This is a genomic window from Leclercia sp. GHBNCSD (genome assembly GCF_055805075.1).
The window spans coordinates 827,233-843,947 of sequence record NZ_JBQVYO010000001.1; the positions used below are offsets into that span (position 1 = coordinate 827,233).

Genomic DNA, 16,715 nt, shown 5'->3' on the forward strand with positions numbered 1-16,715 from the left:
CTGGCTATTTTTTCTTAAATTAATACACGAAGTTAACATTATTATCCAGATATATATTCTCTGCTTATACATCATAAAAATGTCACACTTACCCTGCAGAAAATTTATGACAGAATAATGACAACCATGTTTCAGTATGATGACAATTTGCGAAATATACAGGTCGGTTTAAAAATATATAATACGCGCACTATTGTTGGGGATAATGGCGATAATGGATATGAAGCGATGCTGAGAAGAGCAGAAATGGGTGGGGGCCCTGCCAGCTACATCCCGGCACACACGTCGTCTGCCCTGGCTGCTTCCTTCCGGACCTGACCTGGTGAACAGAGTAGCGTTGCGGGAGAACCAACAGAGCCCCCATTGAGAGCGTTGTTAACCAACGCGCTGGCGCATTATCACTGTACGGGATAGCAATTGCAAGTTAACCGCGTCCGGGTGATGTTTTATTGCGCAAAGCGTTTACAGAGTGGGCACTTTCTTCCTGTCTTGTCCGTAAATCTTTATCATGCCCTTAACACAGGAGCACAAAATGGACGAGCACGACTCTTTTCCCCAGCGGGTATGGCAGATAGTGGCCTCGATTCCCGAAGGCACGGTCACCACCTATGGCGAGGTGGCGCAGCTGGCGGGTTCTCCCCGTGCAGCGCGACAGGTAGGCGGTGTGCTGAGAAGGCTGCCTGAAGGTAGCACCCTGCCCTGGCATCGGGTGGTCAACCGCCACGGAGCAATCTCCTTAACCGGGCCAGATTTACAGCGCCAGCGTCAGGCCTTACTCAGCGAAGGTGTGCAGGTGTCGGGAAGTGGGCAAATTGATATGCAGCGTTATCGCTGGCGGTATTGAATAGCCCCTCTCAGACGAGAGGGGCATGAAGCATTAAAGCTGGGTTGGCGCCGGCGTAGCCGTAGATGGGCTAACCTGGGTTGGTGACGTTGACGGCACCGTTGTCGGCGCACCGCCGCCAGGCTGCAACGGCAGCGAGGTCTGCTGTACCGGCACCAGCACCAGATCGGCTTTGGTACCGCCTTGGTTGATCACCGGTTTAACGATATCGGTCATCAGGACAACCTTATCGTCAATGGTAATGGCTGCGCTCAGCAGGATGCGGGCGTTAGGCTGAACATCCGCCGGGTTAAACGGCAGTTCAAATTTAAATGGCGCCTGTTTACCCTCGGTACGCGTCGCCCGCTGCGCCAGAACCTTCGATGGCGAATCCGCCAGCGAGGCATCAGACAGGGTAACGGTTAACACTGCATCCGGCGGTAAAGCCACCTTCTGGCGGATCCAGATTGTACCTGAGACATTTGGCTGCTGAATGGTCGGCTGCGTCGCTACGCCAGCAGTGTTAGGGTTCGGCGCCGGTGTCTGAATGTCTGCGCTTTTGTCCGCGCAGGCAGAGAGAGCAACCGCTACCGCTAAACCACTTAACATGTGCACGAGTTTCATTGAGTTCTCCTTATCATCAATGCACCAGCGGGATCGATACCGCCAGATGAGTGGTTAACATAAAGATAACGAGACTAAGTGTGGCACAGATCAATTATTTATGCCTGGAATCCCCCTGTTATTCAGATTATTGCACCCATCGGACCACTTGCATTTCTGCGTTATACTCTGCGTATCTTTCGCCACGGCGTATTAATTGAGGACGACTATGAGTCAGGCATTAAGCAATCTGCTGACATTATTAAACCTGGAAAAAATTGAAGAAGGACTCTTTCGGGGACAAAGCGAAGATCTGGGGCTACGCCAGGTTTTCGGCGGCCAGGTTGTGGGACAAGCCCTCTACGCTGCAAAAGAGACCGTACCCCAGGAGCGCTTTGTGCACTCCTTTCACAGCTATTTTCTGCGCCCTGGCGACAGCCAGAAGCCCATCGTGTATGACGTTGAAGTCCTGCGCGACGGCACCAGTTTCAGCGCCCGCCGCGTGGCGGCGGTGCAAAACGGCAAGCCAATCTTTTACATGACCGCCTCATTCCAGGCGCCGGAGCCGGGCTATGAGCATCAGAAAGCGATGCCCCCTGCCCCCGCACCCGACGCGTTGCGTTCCGAGACGGACATTGCCCGTGCGCTGGCGCATCTGCTGCCTCCGCAGGTTAAAGAGAAGTTTCTTTGCGATAAACCACTGGAGATCCGCCCGGTTGAGTTCCACAACCCAATGAAGGGCCATATTGCGGAGCCGGCTCGTCAGGTCTGGATCCGCGCGAACGGCGCGATGCCGGAAGATTTCCGCGTGCATCAATATCTGCTGGGTTATGCCTCCGACTTCAACTTCCTGCCGGTTGCCCTGCAGCCACATGGTGTGGGCTTCCTTGAGAAAGGGATGCAGGTTGCCACCATCGACCATTCGATGTGGTTCCACCGTCCGTTTAATATGAATGAGTGGCTGCTGTACAGCGTGGAGAGTACCTCGGCATCCAGCGCTCGCGGCTTTGTTCGTGGTGAGTTTTATACCCAGGATGGCGTGCTGGTGGCCTCCACCGTGCAGGAAGGGGTGATGCGTAACCGCGGATGATATGAAAAAGCCGGGCGGCGTCTTTGCCTTACCCGGCCTACAAAAGCACAATCCGTAGGCCCGGTAAGCGTAGCGCCACCGGGCAATACTTTAACTTTACGCGTTGTATGCGTTCTCGCCGTGGCTGTTGACGTCCAGACCTTCGCGCTCCTGCTCTTCCGGTACGCGCAGCCCCACCGTCATGTCTGCCAGCTTGTAGCCGATAAAGGCCACCACACCCGACCAGACCACCGTGATGGCGATACTTTCCAGCTGAACCAGAACCTGGTGACCCATGGTCACGCCTTCCGCATAACCCACGCCGCCAAGGGACGTTGAGGCGAAGAAACCGGTCATGATACAGCCGATGATGCCGCACACGCCGTGCACACCAAAGACATCACACGGGTCGTCCACACGCAGAACACGTTTCAGCGCCGTTACGCCCCACAGACCGGCCAGACCTGCCACGATACCAATGATCAGCGCGCCACCGACACCGACGAAGCCACAGGCCGGGGTGATGCCCACCAGACCGGCAATGGCACCGGAACAGGCACCCAGCAGCGAAGGCTTGCCGCGTACCGCCCACTCGCCAAAGATCCAGGAGAGGATTGCGCCCGCTGTCGCCACAACGGTATTCACGAAGGCCAGCGCCGCGATTTCGTTTGCTGCGCTTGCTGAGCCAGCGTTAAAGCCAAACCAGCCGAAGTAGAGGATAGCCGTGCCGGTAAAGACCATCGGCAGGTTGTGCGGTTTGAAGGCCTCTTTGCCAAAACCGACGCGTTTGCCGATCAGGTATGCTCCCACCAGCCCCGCTACCGCGGCGTTGATATGCACAACGGTACCGCCCGCAAAGTCCAGCGCGCCATGAGAGGCCAGCAGGCCGCCGCCCCACACCATATGCGCCACCGGCACGTAGGAGAGCGTGAGCCACACCACCACGAAGATCAGCACGGCGGAGAAGCGGATACGTTCCGCCAGCGCCCCGACAATCAGCCCGACGGTGATACAGGCGAACGAGCCCTGGAACGCCACGTGGATGTACTGATAGAAGCTGCCCATTACCGCGGTCAGCTCGATATTTTTCAGCATCGCCCAGTTAAAGCTGCCGAAGAAGGCGTTGCCCTCCCCGAAGGCCAGCGAGTAGCCGTAAACCACCCACAGCACACAAACCAGCGCGAAGGTCACCGTCACCTGGGTGAGCATGGAGAGGACGTTTTTGCCGCGGATCAGGCCGCCGTAGAAGAGCGCGATCCCCGGAATGGTCATAAACAGCACCAGCGCGGTGCAAATCATCATAAAGGCGTTATCGGCTTTGTCTGCTACCGCGGGTGCAGCCATTGCCAGCCCCGGCAACAGCGCCAGAGACCCCAGACCTGCTTTAAGTGTTGTTGTGTTCATTTTCTCGATCCCTATCACTGTGTGCCTGCTGTTTTACAGTGCCGCTTCGTCGGCTTCGCCTGTACGAATGCGAATAACGCGTTGCAGCTCAGCAACGAAAATTTTGCCGTCGCCAATTTTGCCGGTGTAGGCTGCTTTGCTAATCACGTCGATGACTTCTTCCAGCTGATCGTCGGCGATCGCCACGTCAATCTTCACCTTTGGCAGAAAGTTGACGCTATATTCCGCGCCACGGTAGAGCTCTGCATGCCCCTTCTGTCGACCAAAGCCTTTCACCTCGGTGACGGTCAGCCCCTGAATACCCATTGAAGAGAGCGCTTCACGCACGTCTTCGAGCTTGAATGGTTTGATTACCACGGTAACCAGCTTCATATATCCCCTCCAGTCAGAATTCGGTTTTGGCGAGCTAACGAAGGTGGTATTGCAAGGGGTGTGCCAAAAGTGAAAAGGGCGTGAATACGAGGCATCGCGATAAGATGGCGAAAAAAACGCACCATGACAGTGCAGGGTGCGTTTCATTTTTGCACCAACCGATTCAGCGGCTGGCAGGTTGCTTAATTTTAGTGCATCAGGCGCTGAGGGACTCCTCCCGCGCGCTGGCGGCCAGCTCTTCGCCAGCGAGCTGCAGTTGATACATTTGCCAGTAACGCCCTTTCGCCTCAAGCAGTTGCTTATGGGTACCGCGCTCAACCGCCTGGCCGCGATGAAGCACCAGAATGGTATCTGCCTCAACAATGGTCGACAGGCGGTGAGCAATCACGACCAGGGTGGTCTGTTCGCGTACCGCCGCCAGCGCCTGCTGGATCGCCTGCTCGGTGCCGGAATCGATGCTGGCGGTGGCTTCATCGAGGATGAGCACCTGCGGCGTATCGATCAACACCCGGGCCAGCGCTAATAGCTGCTTTTGCCCGACTGACAGATTATTACCCTGCTCGCCCAGCCGGGTATGGATACCGTCGTGCAGGCCGCGGGCCAGATCCGCCAGCTGCACCTTTTCCAGCACGTCCCACACCTGCTCTTCGCTAAACGGCCGCCCCAGCGTCACGTTGGCATAGAAGGTGTCGGCCAGAACCACCGGATCCTGCTGCACCATCGCCACCCCTTTACGCAACACGGCGTGGCTCAGGGTCGACAGCGGGCGCCCATCCAGACGAATTTCACCTTCGGTGAGCGGGTAGTAGCCCATCAGCAGGCTGGCGAGGGTACTTTTACCGCTGCCGGTATGCCCCACCAGCGCGACAAAGCTTCGGGACGGTACCGTCAGGTTGATATCCTGCAATACCAGGCGATCGTCGCGATAGGCAAAGGAGACCTGATCAAATTCAATCTCGCCGCTTTGCAGTTCGCGCTCGTCATCCCCATAGGCCTGGCGCGGGCGATCCATCAGCTCAAAAACGCGCTCACCGGCGACCACCGCCTGCTGCAACATCGACTGCTGGGTGGTGAGTTCAATCAGCGGCTCATTAAGACGGCCCAGATAGCTGATAAAGGCATACAGCACCCCCACTTCGATGGTGCCACGGGCGGCAAAGCCAAACTGCATCAGCAACCCGCACAGCACCAGCGCCGAAAAGAGGCTTAACAGCGGGCGCAGCAGGAAACCGTCCAGACGCAGGGTCTGCATGCGGGCCATGTAGTGTGAGCGGCTGGCCTCGCCCATCCGTTCGCCAAAGCGCGCCTGCTGACGGAACTGCTGAATCACGCTCATGCCATTGATGACCTCGTTGAAGCCATCGTTGATATCCGCCAGATAGGTCCGCACCCGGCGCACAATCGGTGTGCTGTAGCGCTGGTAGATGATCATCACAATCATCACCGCCGGGAAAATCGCCATCGCCACCAGCGCCATGCGCCACTCCAGGCTGAACATCGCCACCAGCATAGCGCCGACCAGCGCGGCGCTGCGCAGCACCGTCGCCACCACCGTAACATAGAGATCGCGGATCACTTCCGTATCGTTAGTCACGCGGGAGATAATCTGCCCGACAGGCTGGGTATCGAACGCGCTCAGCGGCTGGCGCAGCGCGGCGTCCATCACGTCGGTGCGCAACTGCTGCACCACCCCCACGGCGGCCTGGTTAAAGAGCAGCGACTGGGCGTAGTGCAGCCCCGCCGCCAGCAACTGTAGCCCGACATAGGCCACCGCCAGCCCGGTGACTAAACCGAGCGGCAGATAGTTTTTCGCCACCATGTTGTCGATGAAATAGCTGATCAGCAGCGGGCCGGTCACTTCGGCTATCGCCGCAATCCACAGCAATACCACCGCCAGCGACAGCGGTTTGCGCCACGGCGAGCCATAGGCCAGCAGGCGCTTCAGGGTAGGCCAGAGCTGGGAAAAACTACGCATCGGCGGCCTCCTCGCCCGTCTCCGGCACCTCATCCAGCGCCGCTTCCAGTTGTTGATAACGGTACATATCGCGATACCAGCCCGGCTGTTCCGCCAGCTGCTCATGCTGCCCGCGCTGGGCAATGTGCCCGTGCTGCATCACCAGAATTTCGCTCGCCTCGGTCAGGGCCGAGAGACGATGGGCGCTGATGATCACCGTGCGCCCCTCCCCCCACTGTCGCAGGTTATGCAGGATCTGATGTTCAGTACGGCCATCGACGGCGGAAAGGGCATCGTCGAGGATCAGGATTTCGGCATTCAGCAGCAGCGCACGGGCGATGGAAATACGTTGCTTCTGCCCGCCCGACAGCATCACGCCGCGCTCGCCCACTTCGGTTTCATAGCCCTGGGGCAGGCGCAGGATATCGTCATGGACGCTGGCGAGACGCGCAACGTGCTCGATCTCCTCGCGTGTGGCGTGCGGACAACCCAGCGCAATATTATTCGCGACGGTATCGGAGAAGAGGAACGGCGTCTGGCTCACCACCGCAAGGCGGCTGCGCCAGCTATCCAGCCGCAGCTGCGGCAGTGGAATATCGTGGAAGCGGATCTCACCCTGAGGGATATCGAAGTGGCGCTGGATTAGAGACAGAATGGTGCTCTTGCCGGCGCCTGTTGGGCCGCAGATGCCCAGCATCTGCCCCGGTTGCAGCGTAAAGTGGACGTTTTCAAGCGTGACCTGTTCCGTCTGCGGATAGCTAAAGGCGCGGACGGCGACATTCAGCTCGCCGCGTCCGTTCGGTACCGTCTCGCTACCGTCGTTGACCACCGGCGCTTCGGCGAGCATGGCGCGGATCCGGCTGTAGGCCGCGCTGCCGCGCTCGACAATGTTAAACATCCAGGCCAGGGCCAGCATCGGCCAGATCATCAGCCCCAGATACATGGCAAAGCTGGTCAGCTGTCCGAGCGTCAGCGAGCCGTTAATCACCATCCAGCTTCCGCCGCCAATGGCCAGCAGGTTAGCGGTGCCGATGGCGATATAAATCGTGGGATCAAAACGGGCGTCAATCCGGGCGACGCGCAGGTTTTTGGCCCCGGTATCCGCCGCGTCGGCGGCAAACAGCGCCGACTGACGATCCTCCAGGCCAAAGGCTTTGATCATCCTGATACTGGTCAGGCTCTCCTGGGTACGGTCGTTAAGAGTGGAGAACGCCGCCTGCGCCAGCTTGAAGCGCTGGTGAAGCTGATCGCCGTAGCGTTTGATCGCCAGGGCCATCAGAGGCATTGGCAGGAGCGCCAGCAGGGTTAACTGCCAGCTGATTTGGGTCGACATGACGATCAGCACCGCGCAGCCCATCACCAGCGAGTCCACCAGGGTTAATACCCCTTCCCCGGCGGCAAAGACTACGCGATCCACGTCATTGGTGGCGCGGGCAATCAGGTCGCCGGTGCGATGGCGCAGATAAAATTCCGGATGCTGGCGGCTGAGCTGGCGGTAAAAATCTTCCCGCAGCTCGACGGCAAGCTGGTATGACGCACCGAACAACAGCACGCGCCAGACATAGCGCAGCAGGTAGACCACCACCGCCGTCAGGACCAGCGTGCCGATCCACATCATCACCCGTGCGGTGGTGTAATGCTGTTCCGTAACGCCATCCACAACGTAGCCCACCACTTTTGGTGGGATGAGCTGCAGAATGGCAATAATAATAAGCAGGGCGACTGCACCGAGGTAGCGTTGCCACTCCCGGCGAAAGTACCAGCTTAACTGAGCAAATAATCGCACGCGGTCTTTTCCTGAGGATTGTATTCCGGGTTATTCAATGGGTAAGGCGGTGGTGTATTTTATCTGTTCCATCGCAAAGCTGGAGGTGACATTCGTCAGACCCGGCACGCTGTTGACCAGCCGTTTATAGAAGTCATCATAGCGCTTCATGTCAGCTACCTGTACGCGCATCAGGTAGTCATATTCGCCCGCCATGCGCCAGAAGCCCAGCACTTCCGGCATCTGTGAAACCACGCTAACGAATCCGCAGTACCATTCGCTGCTGTGGTGCTGCGTTTTTATCAGCACAAACGCGGTCAGGCCAAGCCCCAGTTTTTCGGGATCGAGCAGCGCCACACGCCCCAGCAATATGCCTTCGTCTTCCAGTCGTTTCAGGCGTTTCCAGCAGGGCGTGGTGGTCAGATTAACGGCATCCGCCAGCGCCTGCAAAGAGAGGGTGCAGTCACTTTGCAGTAAGGAGAGCAGCTTACGGTCAATTTTATCTAGCATAACCACCCCGCAGAGAAAATTTTTCTCTTCACATTCTATTTTAAAGGTCAGATAGCAACAATTTTTTCTGTGCTTTTCGCTATGCTGGGCACAAAATGACAAATGGATAACTTCGATGAATAGCACCTGGGTTAAAAATGCCATCAGTGAAATTAACGCCGATTATCAGCGGTCGGCGGATACACACCTTATTCGCCTTGCCCTGCCCGGTTTTCCGGGTATCCAGCTCTATCTGAAAGACGAAAGTACCCACCCCACCGGCAGCCTGAAGCACCGTCTGGCGCGCTCGCTGTTCCTGTATGGGCTGTGTAATGGCTGGATCAATGAAGGCACCACCATTATTGAATCCTCCTCCGGTTCCACCGCCGTCTCTGAGGCCTATTTTGCCCGCCTGCTCGGCCTGCCGTTTATCGCCGTTATGCCATCCTGTACGGCGAAACGTAAAATCGAACAGATCGAATTTTACGGTGGTCGCTGTCACTTTGTGGAAAGCGCCTGTGAAATTTATGCCGCCTCAGAGATGCTGGCCCGGGAGCTGAACGGCCACTATATGGACCAGTTTACCTTCGCGGAGCGGGCCACCGACTGGCGCGGCAATAACAACATTGCCGACAGTATCTTCCGCCAGATGCAGAATGAGCCTAACCCGGTACCGGCCCATATCGTGATGAGCGCTGGCACCGGCGGCACCTCGGCCACCATTGGCCGCTATATTCGCTGCCAGGGATACGATACCCGTCTTATGGTGGTGGATCCGCAGAACTCCGTATTCCTGGATTACTGGCAGCAGCGCGATCCTGCCCTGCGCAGCCCGGTCGGGAGCAAAATAGAAGGGATTGGCCGCCCGCGCGTCGAACCATCGTTTATTCCGGATGTGGTGGACGAGATGCTCCGCGTGCCGGATGCCGCGAGCGTCGCCACCGCCCTCTGGCTGGAAACGCAGCTGGGCCGCAAGGTGGGGGCCTCAACCGGCACCAATATGTGGGGCGCGTTACAGCTGGCCGCGCGGATGCGTGAGGCAGGGCAAACCGGCTCTGTCGTGACGCTGCTGTGCGACAGCGGTGAGCGCTATCTGGAGACCTATTACAACGCCGAATGGGTAAAAGCGAATATTGGCGATGTGGCGCCGTGGCTTGCGGAAATCACCCGGCTGGTAAAATAAAAAAAGCCAGACGTTTGTCTGGCTTGCTGGAAGGGTCTCACTATTCGGGGGAATAAGGAAGATCAGGTGTATCCAGCCAATGGGTTAAGAAATGGGACACGGCCTCGTTGCGGCAGTGTCCAATAACCGGTAAATGCGCCAGCTCGGCGATCAGCTGCGGCATCGCATTGCCCATAATCAGGCCGCACCCCACGCTGCCCAGCATCTCGCGATCGTTCATCGCATCGCCAAACGCCATACACTCCTGCAGGCTCAGGCCCAGATGTTCGCTCAGCACCGCCAGCGCGGAGCCTTTGTTGCACCCTACCGGCAGCACCTCCAGACAATCGATGGCCGAGAAGGTGAGATGCGCGCGGCTGCCCAGCGCCTCATTGAGCTGAATGCGCAGGCGGCACAGATCGTCATGATCGCCGCAAAAACAGATTTTCGTCACCGCATGGGCCGGAATACGGCGCAGATCGGTCACCTGATACTGGAAGCCGCTATAGACGTGCGCTTCGAGCAGCGCCGGGATTTCCTTGCCTGTCAGCCAGCCGGTATCGTTAAAAACGTGGATGCTGGCCTGCGTATCCCATGTGCTGTGCAGCACCTGTTCTGCCACATCCGGGGCGAGATCCTGGCGATAAAGCACATCCCCTTCCAGAGAGTGAATGCGCGTGCCGTTGCCGGTAATCAAAAAGGCGTCGAGGGAGAGCGCCCCCATTAAGTGGCGCATCTCCAGCACATGACGACCCGTGGCGAAGGTGAGCGTGATATCACGCTCACGCAGCCGCTTAAGCACGCTCAGCGTCCTATCGCCTAAACGGTGATCCGGCATTAACAAGGTGCCGTCCATATCAAATGCCGCCAGCCGCGCCATGAGAACTCCAAAAATGTGAAGAGGTAACTTGTGCAACAGTATTGCCTGGTATATACGGAAGTAATACTGAATAGATGGACATTATTGTTCCGGGTTTACGATGCGCCAGCTTAATCGACTTAATCAGTACCAGCGACTGTGGCAGCCCTCTGCCGGTGCGCCACAGCAGGTCAGCGTGGCAGAGCTGGCGAGCCGCTGTTTTTGCAGTGAACGGCATGTCCGCACCCTGCTGCGTCAGGCCCAGGAGGCGGGCTGGCTCAGCTGGCATGCGCAGTCCGGACGCGGAAAGCGCGGTGAGCTACGCTTTTACGTCACGCCGGAATCGTTACGTAACGCGATGATGGAAGAGGCGCTGAAAAGCGGGCATCAGCAGAATGCCCTGGCGCTGGCACAGCTGGCCCCCCAGGCGCTGCGCGCGCTGCTGCATCCTTTTCTGGGCGGGCAGTGGCAGAATGATACGCCGACGCTGCGCATTCCCTATTACCGTCCACTCGATCCGCTCCAGCCTGGTTTTCTGCCGGGCCGCGCTGAACAGCATCTCGTGGGACAGATCTTTTCCGGACTGACCCGGTTCGACGATACCCGCAGCGAACCTGTGGGCGATCTGGCGCATCACTGGGATATCTCGACCGACGGGCTGCGCTGGCATTTCTACATTCGCTCCACGCTGCACTGGCACAACGGGGATAAAGTCGAGGCAACCCAGCTCCAGAGCCAGCTGGCGAAGCTGCTTACCCTGCCCGCGCTGCGCAAGCTGTTTAACAGCGTGAGGCAAATTGAGGTCACCCATCCTCAGTGCCTGACTTTTGTATTACACCATCCCGACTACTGGCTGGCGCACCGGCTGGCAAGCTATTGCAGCCACCTTGCCCATCCTGAACAGCCCCTGACCGGGAGCGGGCCGTTTCGCCTGGCAATCTTCGATCCTGACCTGGTCCGGCTGGAAAGCCACGAGCAGTACCACCTCGGGCATCCGCTGCTGAAAGCGATCGAATACTGGATCACGCCTCAACTTTTTGACCAGGATTTAGGTACCAGCTGTCGTCATCCGGTGCAGATTGCCATCGGTGAGCCGGAGGAGCTTGCCAGCCTGCGGCTGGTCAGTAACAGCATCAGCCTCGGTTTTTGCTACCTCACGCTGAAACAGAGCGATCGCCTAAGCGAAGCGCAGGCCCGACGGATGATCGAGATCATCCATCACTCGTCGCTGCTGCATACGCTGCCGCTGGACGAGAATCTCATCACGCCGACCCAGGAGTTGCTGCCGGGCTGGTCAATCCCGCAGTGGACGCGGGAACAGGAGACCGTTCTGCCGGAAACGCTCACTCTGCTTTATCACCTGCCGGTGGAGTTGCATACCATGGCGGAACAGTTGAAACGCTATCTGGCGCAGGAAGGGTGTCAGCTCAGAGTGATGTTTCATGACGCCAAAACCTGGGACGGCTGCACCGCCCTGGCGGAGGCGGATATCATGATGGGGGACAGGTTAATTGGCGAGGCGCCAGAATACACCCTGGAGCAGTGGCTGCGCTGTGATGCCCTGTGGCCTTATCTGCTCAGCGCACCGGAGTTCGCGCACCTGATGGCGACCCTGGATGCCGTTCAGACCCAACCCGACGGTTCTGCCCGCCATCTGGCGCTGAAAGAGGTTTACTCCCGCCTGATGAAGCGTGCCGTGCTGACGCCGCTGTTCAACTATCAATATCAAATCAGCGCCCCGCCGGGGGTAAATGGTATCCGGCTGAATCCGCGCGGCTGGTTTGACTTTACCGAGGCCTGGCTGCCAGCGCCGAAAACGTGAAGAAGCTGGTCGCCGCCACGGGCAGACGCTACCATAGGTCTTTAACCGTCAAAGTTGGGAAGATTAATGAAACGTGCCGTTGTCGTCTTCAGTGGAGGTCAGGACTCCACGACCTGTCTGGTTCAGGCTCTGCAGCAATATGATGAAGTCCATTGTGTGACTTTTGACTATGGCCAGCGCCATAGCGAAGAGATTGAGGTCGCGCAAAAACTGGCGGTGAAACTCGGCGCACGGGCGCATAAGGTGCTGGATGTCACTCTGCTCAACGAACTGGCGGTGAGCAGCCTCACCCGGGACAGCATTCCGGTACCGGACTACGAACCGGATGCCGAGGGGATCCCGAATACCTTCGTACCGGGGCGTAATATCCTCTTCCTGACCCTGACGGCCATCTATGCTTACCAGGTAAAAGCCGAGGCAATCATCACCGGCGTGTGCGAAACCGACTTCTCGGGCTATCCGGACTGCCGCGATGAGTTTGTTAAAGCCCTTAACCACGCTGTGAACCTCGGCATGGCCAAAGATATCCGTTTCGAAACGCCGCTAATGTGGCTCGATAAAGCCGAAACCTGGGCGCTGGCCGACTACTGGGGCAAGCTGGATCTGGTGCGTAACGAAACGCTCACCTGCTACAACGGCATCAAAGGCGATGGCTGCGGCCAGTGTGCGGCGTGTAATCTGCGCGCTAATGGCCTGAATCACTATCTGGCGGATAAAGCCGGGGTGATGGCGGCTCTGAAGAAAAAAACCGGTCTTAACTGACCGGAGCGGTCTGCCGGGTGAAAAGATGCTTCGCCCGGCATCAGAAGCGGGGTTATTTGATTAACAGCTCCAGCTTCTCACGTAACTCCCCCTCCAGCGGCAGCGCTTTCTGCGTTTTCAGATCGATGCAGACAAAGGTAATCAATGCATCTGCCACCACCTGTCCTTCCGGCTCCAGGGTGATCACCTGGCTCAATACCCCACTTTTTCCGTTCAACTGCTGTAGCTGGCTGGTCACGGTGAGTAGATCGCTGAGCACTGCGGGCCGGCGATAGTTGATATTGATGTTCACCACCACAAAAGCGATACGGTGCGCGGTCATCCATTGAAAACTGTCGCTGTTTTCCAGTCCATCCCAGCGCGCCTCTTCGAGGAACTCCAGATAACGGGCGTTATTAACGTGTTGGTAAACATCAAGGTGGTAACCGCGAACTTTGATTTGGGTCTGCATAGCGCAATAGCCTTCAGGGTAGTTAATTATAAGATTCAGAGGTCATAACTGGTACGACCTCTTTATCCTGGCAAATTTTTACCACTGTGCAAGTTATTACAGCATCAGGTGCGCAAGATTACGTTCCACCAGCGCCCCACCCATACCCGGAACCTGCCGGAGATCGTCCAGAGTTTTAAACGGACCGTACTCTTCGCGGTAACTGACGATCGCCTGGGCTTTTTTTATCCCCACGCCATTCATCACCTTTGCCAGCTCCTCTGCCGATGCAGAATTAATGCTGACCCGCACCCCTTCCTCTTCGCCGTTTTTGCTGCTCGCGGCGGCTTTCGACTGCGGTGATGATGTGACGGAGACCGACGGCTCAGATTTGCTTTGCGTGACCGGCGTTTTCGCGACCGAGGGTGCCGCCAGCGCGCTGTGGCTCAACCCCGCCGTTACGATGGCAAGCGTGATGAAAAGGGCTTTGATTCCATGTTTCATGCTGTTTTCTCCTTGTTTGTTGACAGCCCCCTTACCTTATTCGGGCCGCTTTTCAGGCACAAACAGCAGATTGCAGAAATGGAAAAGGCCGCGAAAGCGGCCTTTTGGTATTGCAGTATGTTGCTTAAGTTTGCGACCAGCGCCGTAATTACTGCTGAGTAATGATATCGCCCAGCTTAATTTTGGCTTCTTTACGCAGATTACTCATCAACGCTTCGAAAGCGATTTGGGCGTTGTTCTGGGTGATACCCTGAACCATCGCTTTCTTCTGCGCTTCCGGCATGGTGCCCGCTTTGACTTCATCCAGCGCCACAATCACTACGTTGCCCTGCATATCGTTGGCGATACCAAAGCTCGGTTTGTCTTTCGCAGGCTGGCTCAGGGTAAATGCCGCCTGGCTGATCGGATCCTGACCGGTACGGCTCAGGGTCTTCGCCTCGCCAAAGCTCAGGCCAGCCGCTTTCAGCGCCTCATCACCTTTACCGGCTTTCAGCTCAGCCAGCAGCTTTTCAGCATCCAGCTTCGCCTGCTGCACGGCTTTGTTATGTTTCACCAGCGCAGCGATCTGATCTTTCACCTCGTCCAGCGGCTTAACAGCCTCCGGCTTGTGTTCACTCACACGCAGGACAAAGGCGCGGTCGCCGTCCACGGTGATGATGTCGGAGTTGCTGCCCGGGGTGCCGTTTTCGCCCACCAGACCACCGCTAAAGATAGCATCCGCCACTGGCTTGAAGTTCAGCTCCTCCGGCAGGTTGTCACGATCAAACCAACCGGTGGTGACAGCTTTCGCGCCCGCAGCCTGCTCAGCGCCCGCCAGGGATTCGTTGTCGTTGCTGGCCGCATCGCTCACTTTCTGCTGCAACGCATAGAAGCCATCCAGCGCTTTCTCCTGCTTCACTTTCGCCGCAATCTCATCATGGACGTCCGCCAGCGGTTTGGTTGTCGCAGGGGTAATATCATCCAGACGTGCCACCAGGAAACCGACGGAAGATTTAATCACGCCAGAAAGTTGACCTTTCTCTTTCAGGCCGGCATTTTTCAGCTCGTCCGGGGTGGTGGCCTCTTCCAGCCAACCCATGTCACCGCCGTTTTTCGCAGAGATGATATCGGTGGACTTCTCTTTTGCGACCGTCGCGAAGTCGGTGCCTTTGTTCAGCTCATCCAGCGCCGCTTTAGCGTCGGCTTCCGTTTTGGTCTGAATCACGCTGTAACGGTTACGCTGTGGCTGAGTGAACTGATCCTGATGCTGATCGTAGTAAGACTGGATCTCCGCATCGGTGGCGTTCTCCTGCATCGCAGCCGCATCCAGCTTGATGTAGCTCACGCGGAACTGTTCCGGGGCGGTGAAGTTGTTTTTGTTCTGCTCGTAGTAGCTTTTCACCTCTTCGTCGCTCGCCTGCTGTTTAGCCGCCAGGGCGTTAACGTCGAAAGTGGCTTCGCGCACGACGCGCTGCTGAGCAACCAGCGTCGCCAGCTCGTCCGCTTCGCCCTTAAGCATGAAGTCGGTGCCTACAACAGCGTTAATAAGCTGCTGAGTGGTGAGCTGATTGCGCAGTGCCTGAGCGTATTGATCCGGCGTCATCCCCATCTGATTAACGATGGCGGTATAACGGGTGTTATCAAATTTGCCGTTATTCTGGAAAGCAGGGGTAGCGAAAATCGCATTCTTCACCTGATCATCGCTGATGCTCAGACCCAGCTCACGTGCATACTGATCCAGCAGGGCTTCGTCGATAAGACGGTTCAGCGTCTGCTGACGCAGGTTCTTCATGTACCCTTCGTTCGCCGCCAGTTCAGAGAACCGATCGCCTAACTGTTGCTGCATGCGGTTACGTTCACCGGCAAATGCATTCTCAAACTGCCCACGGCTGATTTCCTGGTCGTTCACTTTTGCGGCGTAGTTTGCACTACCGCCAATCAGGTATCCGCTCACGCCGGTCAATATGAACGACACGATAATGATACCGAAAATAATCTTGAGCACGAGACTGTTAGCAGCCGTGCGTAAGCTGTCCATCATGGTGTAACCACACTCCGCTGTAGGTGACTGGTGACCTGACGCTGGCGGAATCCTGACCGCAGCGCGTAAAGACGTATTGTGACAAGAAACCGGGGCTATTGTCAGCCCACAACTCGCATAAATCAGGCCTGGACAAACAAAAAAGGCACATCAAATGATGCGCCCTTGTACTTTTCAACTTCCCTGAAGTAAGAAAGCGATCAGTTTACCGCGTCTTTCAGCGCTTTGCCGGCACGGAAGCCCGGAACTTTAGCAGCAGCGATGGTGATCTCTTTACCGGTCTGAGGGTTGCGGCCAGTACGGGCAGCACGCTCTTTAACAGCAAAAGTACCAAAACCTACCAGCGCTACGTCGTCCCCAGCCTGCAGAGATTCGGTAACAGAAGCAATCAAAGCATCTAACGCACGTCCAGCCGCAGCTTTGGAGATGTCAGCACCCGCAGCAATTTTGTCAATCAGTTGAGATTTATTCACTCTTCTCTTCCTCTCTTTATAATTTATATCGCGTCTGAATCCTTCACAACGCGACCGCGCAGCAGTTATATCAGGCCTGCCATGACCTTACAACACCCGTTGTTGATGGCTGGCCCAATCAGCAATCTAAATTAGCTATACAAAAAAAGGCTGGCAAGCCCGAAATAGCTTACCAACCTTTTTTTTATTGACGCTCTTTGCGCG

Annotated in this window: 16 protein-coding genes and 1 other RNA gene; 5 read left to right on the forward strand and 12 right to left on the reverse strand. The window is 57.0% G+C overall.

Annotated elements, in window-relative coordinates; all coding sequences use genetic code 11:
- Positions 1-257: 257 nt before the first annotated feature.
- An RNA gene (gene ffs, locus ACT3IC_RS04040) (signal recognition particle sRNA small type) lies at positions 258-354 on the reverse strand.
- Positions 355-532: 178 nt separating this feature from the next.
- On the opposite strand from ffs, the gene ACT3IC_RS04045 reads away from it, so the two are divergent.
- A complete protein-coding gene (locus ACT3IC_RS04045; RefSeq protein ID WP_103824055.1) occupies positions 533-844 on the forward strand; it encodes an MGMT family protein in 312 nt (103 codons plus the stop codon).
- 33 nt (positions 845-877) lie between these two features.
- On the opposite strand, the gene ACT3IC_RS04050 is transcribed toward ACT3IC_RS04045, so the two are convergent.
- Positions 878-1,447, reverse strand: coding sequence for a YbaY family lipoprotein (locus ACT3IC_RS04050; RefSeq protein WP_103178495.1), 570 nt, complete (start codon positions 1,445-1,447; stop codon positions 878-880).
- 208 nt (positions 1,448-1,655) lie between these two features.
- Between ACT3IC_RS04050 and tesB the strand changes: the two genes are divergently transcribed.
- Entirely contained in the window at positions 1,656-2,516 is an 861-nt protein-coding gene (gene tesB, locus ACT3IC_RS04055; protein WP_103178494.1) for an acyl-CoA thioesterase II, read from the forward strand.
- A gap of 96 nt (positions 2,517-2,612) precedes the next feature.
- On the opposite strand, the gene amtB is transcribed toward tesB, so the two are convergent.
- The 5 genes from amtB to ACT3IC_RS04080 form a co-directional block, all read right to left on the reverse strand.
- Entirely contained in the window at positions 2,613-3,899 is a 1,287-nt protein-coding gene (gene amtB, locus ACT3IC_RS04060; protein ID WP_032616850.1) for an ammonium transporter AmtB, read from the reverse strand.
- A gap of 33 nt (positions 3,900-3,932) precedes the next feature.
- Complete coding sequence (glnK, locus tag ACT3IC_RS04065; RefSeq protein ID WP_103178493.1) at positions 3,933-4,271, reverse strand: P-II family nitrogen regulator; 339 nt, start codon at positions 4,269-4,271, stop codon at positions 3,933-3,935.
- A gap of 196 nt (positions 4,272-4,467) precedes the next feature.
- Positions 4,468-6,246 carry a SmdB family multidrug efflux ABC transporter permease/ATP-binding protein gene (locus ACT3IC_RS04070; protein ID WP_159339715.1) on the reverse strand — a complete coding sequence of 593 codons (1,779 nt, stop codon included), beginning with the start codon at positions 6,244-6,246 and terminating at the stop codon, positions 4,468-4,470.
- Positions 6,239-8,011, reverse strand: coding sequence for a SmdA family multidrug ABC transporter permease/ATP-binding protein (locus ACT3IC_RS04075; RefSeq protein WP_473476290.1), 1,773 nt, complete (start codon positions 8,009-8,011; stop codon positions 6,239-6,241). The genes ACT3IC_RS04070 and ACT3IC_RS04075 overlap by 8 nt, the downstream gene beginning before the upstream one ends.
- Positions 8,012-8,041: 30 nt before the next feature.
- Positions 8,042-8,500, reverse strand: a complete 459-nt coding sequence (locus ACT3IC_RS04080; protein WP_168192003.1) for an Lrp/AsnC family transcriptional regulator — start codon at positions 8,498-8,500, stop codon at positions 8,042-8,044.
- A 115-nt stretch (positions 8,501-8,615) separates the two neighbouring features.
- Here ACT3IC_RS04080 and ACT3IC_RS04085 point away from each other — a divergent pair, with 115 nt between their 5' ends.
- Positions 8,616-9,662: a PLP-dependent cysteine synthase family protein gene (locus ACT3IC_RS04085; protein WP_103178490.1), complete on the forward strand. Its 1,047-nt coding sequence runs from the start codon at positions 8,616-8,618 to the stop codon at positions 9,660-9,662.
- A 40-nt stretch (positions 9,663-9,702) separates the two neighbouring features.
- Here the strand turns inward: ACT3IC_RS04085 and cof are convergent, their stop codons facing one another.
- The gene (cof, locus tag ACT3IC_RS04090) at positions 9,703-10,521 is read right to left on the reverse strand and encodes an HMP-PP phosphatase (protein ID WP_473476294.1); all 819 of its coding nucleotides are present in this window, start codon (positions 10,519-10,521) and stop codon (positions 9,703-9,705) included.
- A gap of 100 nt (positions 10,522-10,621) precedes the next feature.
- On the opposite strand from cof, the gene ACT3IC_RS04095 reads away from it, so the two are divergent.
- Complete coding sequence (locus ACT3IC_RS04095) at positions 10,622-12,322, forward strand: SgrR family transcriptional regulator (RefSeq protein ID WP_156654001.1); 1,701 nt, start codon at positions 10,622-10,624, stop codon at positions 12,320-12,322.
- Positions 12,323-12,388: 66 nt separating this feature from the next.
- A complete protein-coding gene (gene queC, locus ACT3IC_RS04100) occupies positions 12,389-13,084 on the forward strand; it encodes a 7-cyano-7-deazaguanine synthase QueC (RefSeq protein WP_103178487.1) in 696 nt (231 codons plus the stop codon).
- A 52-nt stretch (positions 13,085-13,136) separates the two neighbouring features.
- On the opposite strand, the gene fadM is transcribed toward queC, so the two are convergent.
- The 4 genes from fadM to hupB all read right to left on the reverse strand — a co-directional run bounded on the left by fadM (position 13,137) and on the right by hupB (position 16,511).
- A complete protein-coding gene (gene fadM, locus ACT3IC_RS04105; RefSeq protein ID WP_103178486.1) occupies positions 13,137-13,535 on the reverse strand; it encodes a long-chain acyl-CoA thioesterase FadM in 399 nt (132 codons plus the stop codon).
- Between the two features lie 96 nt (positions 13,536-13,631).
- Positions 13,632-14,018, reverse strand: coding sequence for a helix-hairpin-helix domain-containing protein (locus tag ACT3IC_RS04110; protein ID WP_103178485.1), 387 nt, complete (start codon positions 14,016-14,018; stop codon positions 13,632-13,634).
- A gap of 148 nt (positions 14,019-14,166) precedes the next feature.
- Positions 14,167-16,038, reverse strand: coding sequence for a peptidylprolyl isomerase (ppiD, locus tag ACT3IC_RS04115; RefSeq protein WP_156654000.1), 1,872 nt, complete (start codon positions 16,036-16,038; stop codon positions 14,167-14,169).
- Positions 16,039-16,238: 200 nt separating this feature from the next.
- Complete coding sequence (gene hupB, locus ACT3IC_RS04120) at positions 16,239-16,511, reverse strand: nucleoid-associated protein HU-beta (RefSeq protein ID WP_002444653.1); 273 nt, start codon at positions 16,509-16,511, stop codon at positions 16,239-16,241.
- Between the last annotated feature and the right edge of the window lie 204 nt (positions 16,512-16,715).

Bases quoted from the DNA above. Each gene is read 5' to 3' on its own strand.
- ACT3IC_RS04045 (WP_103824055.1), top strand. From the start codon at position 533: ATGGACGAGCACGACTCTTTTCCCCAGCGGGTATGGCAGATAGTGGCC.
- ACT3IC_RS04050 (WP_103178495.1), bottom strand. From the start codon at position 1,447: ATGAAACTCGTGCACATGTTAAGTGGTTTAGCGGTAGCGGTTGCTCTC.
- tesB (WP_103178494.1), top strand. From the start codon at position 1,656: ATGAGTCAGGCATTAAGCAATCTGCTGACATTATTAAACCTGGAAAAA.
- amtB (WP_032616850.1), bottom strand. From the start codon at position 3,899: ATGAACACAACAACACTTAAAGCAGGTCTGGGGTCTCTGGCGCTGTTG.
- glnK (WP_103178493.1), bottom strand. From the start codon at position 4,271: ATGAAGCTGGTTACCGTGGTAATCAAACCATTCAAGCTCGAAGACGTG.
- ACT3IC_RS04070 (WP_159339715.1), bottom strand. From the start codon at position 6,246: ATGCGTAGTTTTTCCCAGCTCTGGCCTACCCTGAAGCGCCTGCTGGCC.
- ACT3IC_RS04080 (WP_168192003.1), bottom strand. From the start codon at position 8,500: ATGCTAGATAAAATTGACCGTAAGCTGCTCTCCTTACTGCAAAGTGAC.
- ACT3IC_RS04085 (WP_103178490.1), top strand. From the start codon at position 8,616: ATGAATAGCACCTGGGTTAAAAATGCCATCAGTGAAATTAACGCCGAT.
- cof (WP_473476294.1), bottom strand. From the start codon at position 10,521: ATGGCGCGGCTGGCGGCATTTGATATGGACGGCACCTTGTTAATGCCG.
- ACT3IC_RS04095 (WP_156654001.1), top strand. From the start codon at position 10,622: ATGCGCCAGCTTAATCGACTTAATCAGTACCAGCGACTGTGGCAGCCC.
- queC (WP_103178487.1), top strand. From the start codon at position 12,389: ATGAAACGTGCCGTTGTCGTCTTCAGTGGAGGTCAGGACTCCACGACC.
- fadM (WP_103178486.1), bottom strand. From the start codon at position 13,535: ATGCAGACCCAAATCAAAGTTCGCGGTTACCACCTTGATGTTTACCAA.
- ACT3IC_RS04110 (WP_103178485.1), bottom strand. From the start codon at position 14,018: ATGAAACATGGAATCAAAGCCCTTTTCATCACGCTTGCCATCGTAACG.
- ppiD (WP_156654000.1), bottom strand. From the start codon at position 16,038: ATGATGGACAGCTTACGCACGGCTGCTAACAGTCTCGTGCTCAAGATT.